At 32.6% G+C, this 13,919-nt stretch carries 7 protein-coding genes; 5 read left to right on the top strand and 2 right to left on the bottom strand.

What is annotated here, in order from left to right; all coding sequences use genetic code 11:
- On the top strand, positions 1-1,425 hold the full coding sequence (locus KCTC32516_RS10780; protein WP_301400451.1) for an ATP-dependent DNA helicase: 1,425 nt from the start codon (positions 1-3) through the stop codon (positions 1,423-1,425).
- Here KCTC32516_RS10780 and KCTC32516_RS10775 read toward each other — a convergent pair.
- Positions 1,422-2,363 (bottom strand): lipid A deacylase LpxR family protein, encoded by a 942-nt coding sequence (locus KCTC32516_RS10775; RefSeq protein WP_301400450.1) that lies wholly within the window; start codon positions 2,361-2,363, stop codon positions 1,422-1,424. The genes KCTC32516_RS10780 and KCTC32516_RS10775 overlap by 4 nt on opposite strands.
- A 90-nt stretch (positions 2,364-2,453) precedes the next feature.
- Here KCTC32516_RS10775 and ppk2 (KCTC32516_RS10770) point away from each other — a divergent pair, with 90 nt between their 5' ends.
- The 4 genes from ppk2 (KCTC32516_RS10770) (at position 2,454) to KCTC32516_RS10755 (ending at position 5,904) form a co-directional block, all read left to right on the top strand.
- Positions 2,454-3,314, top strand: a complete 861-nt coding sequence (gene ppk2, locus KCTC32516_RS10770) for a polyphosphate kinase 2 (RefSeq protein ID WP_301400449.1) — start codon at positions 2,454-2,456, stop codon at positions 3,312-3,314.
- Between the two features lie 2 nt (positions 3,315-3,316).
- Positions 3,317-4,111, top strand: a complete 795-nt coding sequence (gene ppk2 / locus KCTC32516_RS10765; protein ID WP_301400448.1) for a polyphosphate kinase 2 — start codon at positions 3,317-3,319, stop codon at positions 4,109-4,111.
- Positions 4,112-4,198: 87 nt separating this feature from the next.
- Positions 4,199-4,747, top strand: a complete 549-nt coding sequence (locus KCTC32516_RS10760; protein WP_301400447.1) for a DUF8465 domain-containing protein — start codon at positions 4,199-4,201, stop codon at positions 4,745-4,747.
- Positions 4,748-4,764: 17 nt separating this feature from the next.
- The gene (locus KCTC32516_RS10755) at positions 4,765-5,904 is read left to right on the top strand and encodes a cysteine desulfurase family protein (RefSeq protein ID WP_301400446.1); all 1,140 of its coding nucleotides are present in this window, start codon (positions 4,765-4,767) and stop codon (positions 5,902-5,904) included.
- Positions 5,905-5,920: 16 nt separating this feature from the next.
- On the opposite strand, the gene KCTC32516_RS10750 is transcribed toward KCTC32516_RS10755, so the two are convergent.
- Positions 5,921-13,660, bottom strand: a complete 7,740-nt coding sequence (locus KCTC32516_RS10750; protein ID WP_301400444.1) for a DUF8202 domain-containing protein — start codon at positions 13,658-13,660, stop codon at positions 5,921-5,923.
- Between the last annotated feature and the right edge of the window lie 259 nt (positions 13,661-13,919).

Raw genomic sequence — 13,919 nt, 5'->3', positions numbered from 1 at the left:
ATGATAAAAACCAAAGCAGATTTTTATAAAGAACTTCTTCAAAAGTTTCCTTTTGAGCCAACAATTAAACAACAAAAATTGTTAGATGAATTGTCAGATTTTATATTTGACAACAATAATCGTGCCTTATTTTTATTAAAAGGATACGCTGGTACTGGTAAAACAACAAGCATTAGCACGGTTGTTAATTCGCTGTGGAAAGTTGGTAAAAAAGCAGTTTTATTAGCCCCAACGGGGCGAGCAGCAAAAGTAATTTCTGGGTATTCTAAAAAGCAAGCATTTACAATTCATAAAAAAATATATTTCCCCAAAAAGCAACAAAATGGTTCTGTAGATTTTGTAATTCAACCAAATAAACATACCAACACTCTTTTTATTATTGATGAAGCGTCAATGATTCCAGATAAACCAAGCAACGCAAAACTATTTGAAACTGGTTCTTTGTTAGATGATTTAATCAATTATGTGTATTCTGGAAAAAATTGTAAAATCATTTTTATTGGTGATACGGCGCAATTACCACCCGTAAAATTAAATGTAAGTCCGGCTTTAGAAGCAAGAACTTTAGAATTAGATTACCATAAAGATGTTACAGAAATAGAATTGGATGAAGTAATGCGTCAGCACGAAAATTCTGGAATTCTTGCCAACGCAACACATTTACGAATGCTCATACATCATAAAGCTACAGATTTTCAATTCGATTTAAATTTCCCAGATGTTATTCGATTAGAAGATGGTTACGATATTGAAGATGCAATTACTTCTGCTTACGATAATATTGGAGTAGAAGATACTGCATTTATTGTGCGTTCTAACAAAAGAGCCAATCAGTACAACGAGCAAATTAGAACAAAAATTCGTGGACAAGAAAATGAAATTTCTACGGGCGATTATGTAATGGTTGTAAAAAACAATTACTATTGGTTAAAAGATTCTTCTGAAGCGGGTTTTATTGCTAACGGAGATATTTGCGAAATCACAAGAATCAACTCTGTAAAAGAATTGTATGGTTTTCGTTTTGCTGAAGTAACAATTAGAATGATAGATTATCCAAATCAACAACCCTTTGAAACCGTTTTATTATTAGACACACTTTCTAGTGAATCGCCTTCATTAACCTATGAAGAATCTAATAAATTATATCAAGCAGTTAGAGAGGATTTTGCCCACGAAAAATCTAAATACAAACAATTATTAGCGGTTAAAAGCAACAAGTTTTTTAATGCTTTACAAGTCAAGTTTTCGTACGCCATGACGTGTCATAAATCTCAAGGAGGACAATGGAAGACCGTTTTTGTAGAGCAACCGTATTTACCAGAAGGAATTGATGAAGATTATCTCCGTTGGTTGTATACAGCCATCACGCGAGCAGAAGAGAAACTCTATTTAATAGGTTTTAAAGACGATTATTTCACCAATTAGTTAAAGTGATATCCAATATAAATACTTCCGTAAGAATTGGTTTTTGCAGCTCTTAAACTTTTTAATTTTTTTGTGTGATAGATGTATGTATATCCATATAAAAAGCGTTTTCGGTAATAGCGATATCCTAATTCTAACGAAAAGTGAAAAGGCATTACATCAAAAGTAACAGGACTTGTTTTGTTTAAAAAACTTCCTTGTATGGTAGCATCATACAAAGTATAATTGATCAGAGGCTTTATAAAAACGAAAGATTCATTATTATTTTGAGAAGCTATATTTAAGTTTGAATGAAAAGCAACCGAATTAGAAAATGATTGTAATTTTTTAAATCCAACTCTAGCGTAAACCCCTGTTGAAATATTTGTAAAAATAGTTCCAACTTTTAAGGAATTATAACTGCTAATATCTATAAAATTAGAACTAATTTTAGGAAAATAATACACATAGCTTGCATTTAAATTTAATGCAAATGCATTGTGTATTTGATATTTCCAACCTAACGGCTTAGGATAATTATAAATACTGTGCATAAATGTTTGTAATTCTTCTCCTTTTGCATTTGGACCTACAACGCCAATTTCTATATCCGTAGTAAATATATTATTTGAGTTGTAAAACCTATCAATGCCAAAACCACCGTATAAATACCCAGCAAAAGGTCTATCGTGTGTACTTGCAAACTGTAAAGTAGACCTTATAGCAGTATACATCATATGCCCAACTTTAAATGTGTAAATTCTTTTTGGAGCCTCTTTTGTCAAATCATTTTTAACAGTCCTATAATTTAAAAATAGGCCGTTGGTATAATAACGATCTCTATATATAGATGTGTATAAATCATTGTCAGAAATAAGGCTAATTTCATTTGAAAATTGATGCTGTGCAGCACTTAAAAAAGGAAGACTGATAAAAAAAAGGAAAGCAATTATGCGCATGTGAGCAAATATAAAATTTGTTCTTAAATAATTTCTTATTTTGGATTAAAATTTTGTAAGTTTAGGTTAGGTTAATTTTGAAATAGAAGTATGAGTAAAAACGATTTATTTACTCTCGAAGAACTAAAAAACATAAGTTCTAGAGACGAATTATTACATAAAATAAAAGAGAAAAAAACTCCTTATCAAAAAATAGAAAAAACATTTTTATATGAAGAAGAGTTACGGAATTTACAAATAGAATTGGTAAAATTACAACGTTATATTTCTAAAGAAAACAAACGGTTGATTATTTTATTTGAAGGAAGAGACGCCGCAGGAAAAGGGGGGAATATTAGACGCTTTACAGAGCATTTAAGTCCGCGTTCTACAAATTTAGTGGCCTTAACAAAACCAACAGAAATAGAAAAGGGACAATGGTATTTTAGAAGATATATCAAAGAACTTTCTAATCCTGGAGAAATGGTTTTCTTTGATAGAAGTTGGTATAATAGAGCAGTAGTAGAGCCTGTTATGGGTTTTTGCACAAAAGAACAATACAATAGATTTATGTTGCAAGTGCCAGATTTTGAGCACATGTTATATGAAGATGGAATTATAATTATTAAGTTTTGGTATTCAATTTCTAAAGATGTTCAAAAAGCGCGTTTTAATGCTCGTTTAAAAAACCCTTTAAAAAGATGGAAATTTAGTCCTGTTGATGAAAAAGGGCAAGAATTGTGGGATTCTTACACCTATTATAAAGAACAAATGTTTAGCAAAACGCATACAACATATTGTCCTTGGATTATTGTAAAAGCAAACGATAAAAAAACGGCACGATTAGAATCTATGCGTTATGTATTGTCTCAGTTTGATTATCCAGGAAAAGAGGAAGCATTGACCACGTTATTTCCAGATCCAAACATTATTATGCGTTATTATAGATCATCAAAACAATTAGATTTTTAAAGATGGATGTAAAAAAAACTGAAATAACAGAAGAAGACGTAATCAAATTAAATTCTAAAAAAGGATTGCTAGCGATGTTGTCTAAAGATCCCATCAATTTAGAAAGAGCTGTTAGATATATAGATTACGAGCGAAAATTAAAAAAATTACAAGTAGAATTGGTCAAATTACAATCTTGGGTAATTAACAATAACGAACGCGTAATTATTATTTTTGAAGGAAGAGATGCCGCAGGAAAAGGTGGTGCAATTAGAAGAATCACAGAAAAAATAAATCCCCGTCATTTAAAGAAAGTTGCTTTGCCAAGACCAACTGAAGAAGAAAAAACCCAATGGTATTTTCAGCGTTATGTAAATCAATTTCCAAAAGCAGGAGAAATTGTTTTTTTTGATAGAAGCTGGTACAATAGGGCAGTAGTAGAGCCTGTAAATGGATTTTGCACCCAAGAAGAACACGAAATTTTTATGAGTCAGGTAAATGGTTTTGAGCAAATGATTTTAGAATCTGGAATTCATATGGTAAAATTGTACATGTCTATTTCTAAAAAAGAACAAGCAAAACGGTTTAATGAAATAAAAAACGATCCATTAAAACAATGGAAAATGACACCTGTAGACGAAAAAGCACAAGAGTTATGGGACGATTATACAACCTATAAAAAAGCCATGTTCGAAAAAACAAACAGAGAAATTTCTCCTTGGAAAATTATAAGAGCAAATAAAAAAACCGAAGCAAGAATTAATTCTATCAATTATATTCTAAAAAGAATTCCTTATGATAAGAATATTAAAGTTTAAATGTAATATTTCAACTTTTTAAGCACCAATCAAAAGGATCTATTTATTTTTGCAGTAAAATAAATAGATTTTTTTAAAATTATAGAAATGAATTTTGTTGTTGGAGATTTTGTTGCTGTTCTAGATGATGTTGTTAAAGGCACAATAACAAGTATTAATGGTTTAAATGTTTTTATTGAAGATGATACTGGAATGCTCTTTAGTTATTTGCCATCTGAACTTGTAAAGCTTGATGAAAATCAACACGAAATGACAACATATAGCGACATCAACAATCAGTTTTTACAAGATAAAATTGCTGAAAAACAAAAAAAGAATACTCTGAACTTTTCAAAAGCAAAAAATGAAGTCGTTTTTGAAGTTGATTTACATATCAATCAATTGGTAAATTCTACAAACGGACTCGATAATTACGATATGCTAACGATTCAGTTAGAAACCGCGAAAAGAAAGTTAGAATACGCCATTCAAAAAAGAATTTCTAAAATTATTTTTATCCACGGAGTTGGAGAAGGTGTTTTAAAAGCAGAATTGGTGTATCTATTTAAAAAATATCCAGTTGAATATTACGATGCTTCGTATCAAAAATATGGCTTAGGAGCCACCGAAGTAGCTATTTTTCAGAAACCTAATTAAATTCCTACTTTTGTAGCATGAACAAAATCTATTTAGATAACGCGGCCACAACGCCAATAGATAAAGAAGTGATTGATGTTATGGTTCAGTCGATGCTGCATAACAACGGAAATCCATCTTCTACACATCAATTTGGACGTAAAGCAAAATCATCTGTAGAAACTGCCAGAAAAAATATTGCCAAGCATTTTAATGTAACCGCAAGCGAAATCATTTTTACAGCTGGCGGAACCGAAGCGGATAATTTAATTCTGCAAAATGCAGTTGTTAATTTAGGTGTAGAAGTAATCATCACTTCTAAAATAGAACATCATGCCGTTTTACATACCTGTAATTTTTTAAAGAAGACACATCAAACAGAAATTGTTTATGTAGATATTGATGAAAAAGGTGTTGTAGATTTAGAACATTTAGATAGACTTTTAGAGTTAAACAAAACCCATAAGTGTTTGGTGAGTTTAATGTATGTAAATAATGAAATCGGAAATTTATTACCGTTAAACAAGGTTTCTGAAATTTGTAAAAAGCACACTGCTTTATTTCATTCCGATACTGTGCAGGCAATTGGACATTATCAAATAGATTTACAAAAAACGCCGATAGATTTTATTGCTGCAAGTGCGCATAAATTTCATGGGCCAAAAGGTGTTGGATTTGCGTACTTCAAAAAAGGATTTGGAATTCAGCCTATGTTGCACGGTGGAGATCAAGAAAAAGGAGCACGTTCTAGCACAGAAAATGTACACAGTATTTTAGGAATGGAAAAAGCATTAGCAATTGCCATTTCTACTATTGATAAAGACACGAATTATTTATCAGAATTAAAGAGTTATTTTATTTCTGAATTAAAAAGAAACTTTAAAAATGTTGCTTTTAACGGAAATTCAGAATACATTGATAAAAGTAGTTATACCATTTTAAATGTTCGTTTTGCAATAGCAAACGACATGTTGTTGTTTACTTTAGATTTAAACGGAATTGCAGTTTCTGGCGGAAGCGCATGCCAAAGTGGGAGCAATAAAGGTTCTCATGTTTTAGATGAACTGTTAGATGAAGCGGAAGCAGATAAGATATCTGTTCGGTTTTCGTTTAGTAAAAACAACACAAAAAAAGAAATTGATACAACTGTTTTAAAATTAAAAGAGCTCCTTAATTAAGGAGCTCTTTTAATTTTTAATTAGTAACACTTACTTTCTTAGAGGAAATCCCTTTGTCTGTAAATACTTTTACAATATAAATTGATGACGCTAAATTTCTAGTAGAAAATCTATTTTCAAATTTAGTTTCAATATTTTTCCAAGCTGATACTTTTTGACCTAATAAATTATACAACTCAATTTTATGAATACCTTGATTGTTGTTGTTTTTAATTACCAACTCCTTGTTTTCATTATCTGAATAAACAGTTACTTTATTTAAAAGAGCTTGATCATCCACTCCTAAAGCTTTACCACCAAAGATTAAAATAAACCTATCGTTATAAGTACCTTTTGCTAAATTTAAAACTTTTGGATTGTCTAAATTAAAGATTTGACCAGTTAATAAATCTACCAAATAGATAGTATAATCTGTCATATTTTCTTTTTCATCAACCATTAAAGTAACAGGTTTATCAGTATCAATTACAACTCCTAATGGGACTTGTAATTGCGCACTTAATTCTCCTACACCAGCAATAATTAAATTGGTTTCTGTTTCTGGAAAATCCCAATACACATCAGTCTTTTGTAAATCAAATATTTGACTATCAAATCCACTTTCGTAACTAAATGTATTTCCAGCTTTAAAATTTATTCCTAATTGCCTATGTATTTGCGTATTTGTAGTATTGGTATACTCAAATCCTAATTTAAAATTAGGAAGTGGTTTTTCGGTCTGTCCTTTAAAAAAGATATTATTAGCACTAGCTGCTCTTTGTGAATTTTTAAAACTAAAAGTCCCCCCTTTATTAGAAGGGGCAGAGATAAAGAAACCTTGACCAACTGCAATATATTGTAGAGGGGCGGTATAGGTGTATTCTCCAAGACCAGCAGTACCAGCTGTTATGGAATTCGCAGCAACTCCCATTATTTCATTACGTTGAGAGTACCCACCTATATATCCATATTTACCATGACCTTCAACCTGACTAGTAGTTGTACTTTCTCCTTTGTGTTCCCAAAAATATAAAGTTCCATCTATAACAGCGCTATTATCTTGAATAAACTTTTGACTATCTAAAACACTTGGGTATGGGTTACCAACTAAAGAAGCTGTACCAGCTCCAACAGTTTTTGTATACGTACCATCATTTGGCGTACCAATAAACGTATAGTTTTGTGGCACTCTACCAGTACTTTTCATAATATATCCTTCAGCAACATTTATATTATTGGTGTGCCCTTTTTGCACCCAGCCACCTCTGTCTCCATTACTATCAAAATAAGAGTATATCCAATAACTAGCAATTTTTATAGGATCAGTTTTCTCTCCATTTAAATCACTAAACTGTGTGTATGGTTTAAATATAATATTTTTTGCTGTTGATTTTTCTGAAGTAGGAGTAGTTCCATCATACATTACTTCACCAACTTTAAAATTAATATTTCCTAATGTTTTTACTACCGGAGACGTCCAATAGTTATAACGATATACATTTGGTAAATACGATTTTTGATCTCTGTATAATTTTCCGTTTCCTTGTACATTAGAAACACCTGTATGAGTTTGTACAAGTTGTGCGTCACCGATTAATCGAATCTCTCCATCTAAAATTAGTTTTCCGCCAAATTTCAAAAATTTATTATTGTTAACCACCAATTTAGAATTTGCTTTTACCCACACACAGCCAACTGTAGCACTATTTGTCATAATTGCGTTTCTACCGGTGGTTTCTGCATCAATAACTAACACTTTAGATGCATCTGTTAACAGTTCACTTGGAGCAGCATTTAATGGGTTTGATCCACCTGTCCAAGCATTTGAATCACCGTTCCAGAAAATACCATTTATTTCTGAATAGGTAAAGTATTTAGTACCATTAAAATCGTAATTAGCTACATAGTGATCTGTGCCATTAATATTTACTGCCGTTAATTTTAAGTATTTTACATTGATGGTAAAGTTAGCATCATCAGCGACTTTTAAAACCTTAATTGTATTTATAGCGTTTAAAACATTATCAAAATTAAAAGTACCGACAGTTGCTCTTGTAATTGCTATTTGTACACTACTAATAGTACCAGTTTCAACAACTTTCCAAACTCTATCTAATTGTTTTTCATTAGAACAAAGAAGTGTACTTGTATTTGTATTTGTTAATGGACTATCGTTATTACCCCACATTAAAAAGGATTTGTTAGCCGCTATTACCCCTGTATTAAGCTTATTACTTGCTGCAATACTATTGATGCCAATAGTAATAACACCATCGCTATTGATAGATTTAGATTGTTTTTGAGATAATAACATTCCGTCTTCTCTACCAATACCAGCAACATCGTTATGATATGTATTGTTTACTGTTTTATTCCAAACTTTTGTGCCATCTAACAATGTGTAATCACCTTCTGTTATGGTTCCGTCTGTATCAATTATATTATCTAACGTAATTCCATACTTAATAGCTAAATATGACTGTATTTGTTGTTGCTCTGCTGGTGTTGGTACACTTGTGTATACCATTAACTCGGCAATTTCTCCATTCATATAATTATTGCCATTTCTACCAATATATGCAATTCCATTATCTCCACCAAAACGGCCAGTTGTTGTATTTGTAGCTAACCTACGGCCATCTCTATAAATAACAGTTCTTGCTCCTGAAGGTTGAGTTGCACCATTATCAAATCCTGCATTCCATAAATTAAACGTATTATTTGTGCTACCCCAAGCTGAAGTTAACGTGTTTCCTCCAGTTCCTGGATTAAAACTAAGGTTAGAAGCTTTACTTGGTGCTCTTAGAGACATTACATTAGAACCATCTACATCATGAGAAAAAAGATATGCATCATCATCATCATCATCATGTGTACTGGTAGTTCTTTTACTTACACCATAAATCCAAACAGAAGAATAGGCATTTGTCGCTGTGTTTCCGAAAATTCCGGTTGGAATTTGTAAGTTTTGATTGGCTCCATTTAAAACTACTGTAGGATTAAAGTTTAATCCACTTGTTTTTATTGTTGGTTCATTGTTTGGGGTTGCGTTTTGTGGAGTTCCTGCTTGATCATTCCAGCTTGTAACTTTTGTTGTACCAATTAAGCCTAGATCTGAACGCAGCCATAAAACATGACCAGCAGTTATTGTAGCAGATCTGTCATCATCAATATCTCTATAATCTACATCGTTATAATTAGCAGATGGAGTATTTGAACCTGCAACTGCTGCATCTGTATCTTCATCTGGTAAACTAGAAATAGGTGTATTTATTCCGTCATTTACTACAAAGCCATCTGTTGTAGAACCATGTTCAAAAAGATCATCTAACCCATCGTTGTCTGCATCATTTCCACTTGCAGCCGAACCAAAACCCGCTTCTAAACGGTCCAGTTTACCATCATTATCTGAATCTGTATCTAAATAATCAGGTAAATTATCTGTTGCGCCATTTTGAGTGATTGCATCTGTGTTTCTAGGAGTTAATCCACCTAGATATGCTGAATTTACACCGTTGTTAGTAGTGTATGTTGCCGGTAAATCTGTATTAGGTGCAATATACCCTATAGTTGATTGTGCTTCTATATTGTCTGGAATACCATCATTATCTGAATCTATATCAAATGAATCTTTAATACCATCTCCATCAGTATCTCCATTTCCTTCAACAGAATCTAAAATACCATCATTATCATCATCTAAGTCTACAGAATCTATAACGCCATCGTTGTCATTATCTAAAATAACGCTAATGTCTCTATAATCTACATCTCCTGTAGAGCCTCCGTCATTATCTGCATCTAATAATGTGGTTGAAGGGTTTGTAATTCCGTCGTTTGCAATGGGGCCATCATTGTTTGATCCATTTTCATATAGATCATCTAAACCGTCGCCATCTGTATCTGTTCCTAAAGTTCCTGCCGGAATAGGGTTTAATCCTTCGACATTGTCTAATGTTCCGTCACCATCAGCATCTATATCTCTATAATCTGGAATGGTATCTGGATTATTATTTAATGTTGTGTCTGTATTTGGAGTTGTTAATCCTGTCGGATTAAAAGTGTCGTTATTTTCATAGGCAGCATCTACGCCATTTAAACCGACATTTCCTGTTGGTACAATATAACCTTGCGTAGATTGTGCTTCTATATTATCAGGAATTCCATCGTCATCAGCATCAATATCTAAATAATCAGGTGTTGTATCTGTAGCTGTTGTAACAACTGGAGTAGTACCGCTTGAACCAGAAGCCCCTTGTGTTGGTGTAGCGTCAAAATTATCATCTAACCCGTCATTATCAGCATCATTACCCGATAAAGTCTTTGCACCTGTTGCTGGTTGTGATTCTATAATGTCTAAAATTCCATCACCGTCTGAATCTAAATCTTTTGAGTTCGGTATACCGTCACCATCGAAGTCACAGTTAGATGCTGATAAAGTATAGACTTGAACTTCTGCAAGACTTAAAAAATTAGTAGTTTCTAATCTGACCCGAACATATCTTCCAGTTACATTTATACCAGAAACATTAACACTGGTATTTACACTTTCAACATGATTGTAGGTGCTAACAACTGTTAAATTAGTATCTAAAATTTCTAAAACAAAATTATTCAGACGTTCAGAACAACAATCTGTTCTATTCCAAATAGTAATATTATCAATTAATTTTTCAGATTCCATATCTAACAACCACCATGGGTTGGCTTCACTATTTGTATGGGTAACGGAATTATTATTCCAAACACCACTTGTGTTTCCGTCGTTTGCTCTTGTCGCATTTCCTCCATACCCCGTAGAGCTTTGAGTCGCTAGCCCTCCAGTAAAAAGAGTTGGAGAACTACTCGTTCCACAAGCAGCACCTTCCACTGAATCTAAAATACCATCATTGTCATCGTCAATATCTATAGAATCTATAATGCCGTCACCATCTGTATCAGTTCCTGCTAATGCATCCCTATAATCAACATCTCCACCAGTAAGAGCATCAGCATCAGCATCTATTAAACCTGATCCCTTTGGGTTTGTAATTCCGTCATTTACTACAAAACCATCATTTGTAGAGCCATGTTCGTAAATATCATCTAAACCATCACCATCTGTATCTGTACCAAAAGAACCAGTAGTTATAGAACTTAATCCTTCTGCACTATCTAATGTGCCATCACCATCAGAATCTGGGTCTCTATAATCTGTCTCTACATCACCATCAATATTTACTAATGTATTTGATAACCCAACGGCTGTAAAATTGTCTGAAAAATCATAAGCACTACTTAAGCCATTTTTATCTGAACCAGTTACTGCAACAAAATTTACATAACCTGTTGTTGTTTGTGCTTCTATATTATCTGGAATACCATCGTTATCTGAATCGATGTCTAAATAATCTGGTTTGTTATCTTTGTTTGTAAAAGAAGCTCCTTTATCTGTGTTTACAGGAGTTAATCCTGTTAAATATGCAGAGTTTATACCATTGTTAGCTGCATAAATTGCATAAGAATCAGTATTAGGTGCAATATAACCCGCAGTTGTTTGTGCTTCTACGTTGTCTATAATACCATCATTATCTGAATCAATATCTAAACGATTAACAATACCATCTCCGTCTGTGTCAAAATCAAGACAACCTGTTGAACCAGGTATGGTAACCATATGAAATTGAGCATACCCCTTACCATCTTTTGTTTGCATACTTATTCTTAAATATTGAGTATTAGCATTTAAAGTGTAATTGTAATTGGTTGGTGTTGTTGTTGCGGTAATAAGTAGCTCGTTTGAATTATTAGCTGATCCTGAAGGACTGCCATTTGCATCTGCTTGTTGTATTCTAAATATTTTAGTCTTCTTCTTGTTTTTACTTATTCTAAGCAGTAATGTTGTTCCAGAGCTAATTGGGTTCGTTCCTAATCTAAGTCCAAGTACATCATTAATACTATTAAAATCGGCAGATGTATTAGGTGTGTTACCTATTGCGTTATCTTGGTTACGAACAGATGAATCTAGTACAACATTATCTGCATAGGTCTCTGGAATATTTTGATTTACACATTCATTTGTATCTAAAATTCCGTCATTATCATCATCTAAATCTATAGCATCTGGAACTTTATCTCCATCTGTATCTATTCCGTTTACATCATCTCTAAAATCTACATTACCACCAGTTGTTACGTCATTTGGAGTTTCTGTTTCGGCTAATTGTGTTTCTGTATTTGTCAATCCGTTTGTAGCATCGTAATTAGAAACGCCATTTGTAAATGCAGAATCTGTGTTATCTTGATTATTGTCTAAACCATCACCGTCAGAATCATTTCCACTTAAGGTATTCCCTAAACCACTTTCTAGTAAATCTGAAGTTCCGTCATTATCCGAATCTAAATCTCTATAATCTGGAATGGCATCTAAATCTGTATCTACAATTGTAATACCTGTTGGTGAAAAAGTATCTACATTTTCGTATCTCGAATCTACACCATTAGTGCCAAAAACACCTATTGGTAAACTGTTTTTATAATCTGAAGTAGAATGCGCTTCAACGATATCTGGAATTCCATCATTATCTGCATCAATATCTAAAAAATCAGGTTTAAATAAAGAAAAAGCATCTCCGTCTGTGTTTTCTGGTGTAAATTTGGGTATTCCAGAATCTGCACTTACTTCAAAAACATCATAATACCCATTAGTTCCTACAGAACCTGTAGGAGTAATATAATTTGTGGTTATATGTGTTTGTGCTTCTACTACATCTAAAATTCCATCATTATCCGAATCTAAATCTATATGATTTGGGATTCCATCACGGTCAAAATCATAAGCATCTGGAATTCCATCACCATTTAAATCAGCGTAATCTGTACCTATACTTCCTCCGCCATTATTATCATTAACATCTAAATAATTTGGTACACCATCACTATCCTCGTCTGCAGTAAAATCTAAAGTTACTGAGTATTCGGCTGTATCTAAAATTCCATCATTATCATCATCTATATCTTCATCATCATAAATACCATCTCCATCTGTATCTAACCGACCAATTGGATTTACAGTACCACCAATAGAAATAGCTACAACTTCTAAGGCAGCAGAACTAGTATCTCCATTATAATTAGGTCTATAATAATTACCATCTCTTTTAGGATATAATGTTAAGGTTACAGAATCGTTACCTAGACCATCTAAGACAGTTGGTGTTCTAAATATAAATTGAGTAGCATTCCATTGGGTAGCAGATAAAATAGTTAAACTTTGCCTTGCTTGTTCATTTCCTTGTGCAGTAATGCTATAATCAAATTGATTCATTTTTGTGCCAGCATAATAGTAACCATCTGGCCCAGTATTGTCTGTTCTTGGAGAAATCGTGTACATAGTTAATCTGTACAATTTATTAGGCAGCAAACCTGTAATTACTGTTTGCACAGATTCTTCGCTGTACTGTGGACCAACATCTCTTAATGAAATAAAAGTTGTGTGTCCTGTAGGGGGCGATGGCAATATTATTTTTGTAACACCATTTGATGACCAAAAAGCATTATAACCCAAATTCCCTCCAGTTCTGGGAGCTTTAAAATTACCGCCAGCTTGTGTTCTGTTAGATACATCTGGTGTAGCCCCAGAAGGAAATGTCCAACCAGGAGGAGCACATTCTCCACAAATAGTACTTTCTCCGTTTGTTGGAGCTATCGATTGAGCACTAACTTTAATACTAAAAAAAAGCACTATTAGGGTCAGAAATGTAGTTAATAGTGTTTTAGTACTAATTCTTAGTTTCATAAAATTTTCATTTTTTAAAAATAGTTACACGCTATTTTATATTGCAAAATAAACTTTTAAGTTGGTTTAGTTATTGCAAAAATACAAAAAAATGATTATACCTATTGCAAATATTGGATATTGTGGATGTTGTTTTTTTTTTTTGTATATTACGTTCTACAGTATTAAAAAAAAATAGATAAAAGGAGGTTAATTCTCTTAACTATATCTAAGAAGAGTTTTCTATATTATTAGAAATAAATGCAGGAACGACTGCTAA

The organism is Polaribacter huanghezhanensis (genome assembly GCF_030444335.1).
GTDB lineage: Bacteria > Bacteroidota > Bacteroidia > Flavobacteriales > Flavobacteriaceae > Polaribacter > Polaribacter huanghezhanensis.
Note: the sequence above shows the minus strand (reverse complement) of the source record. Positions and strands in the feature narration are given on the sequence as shown.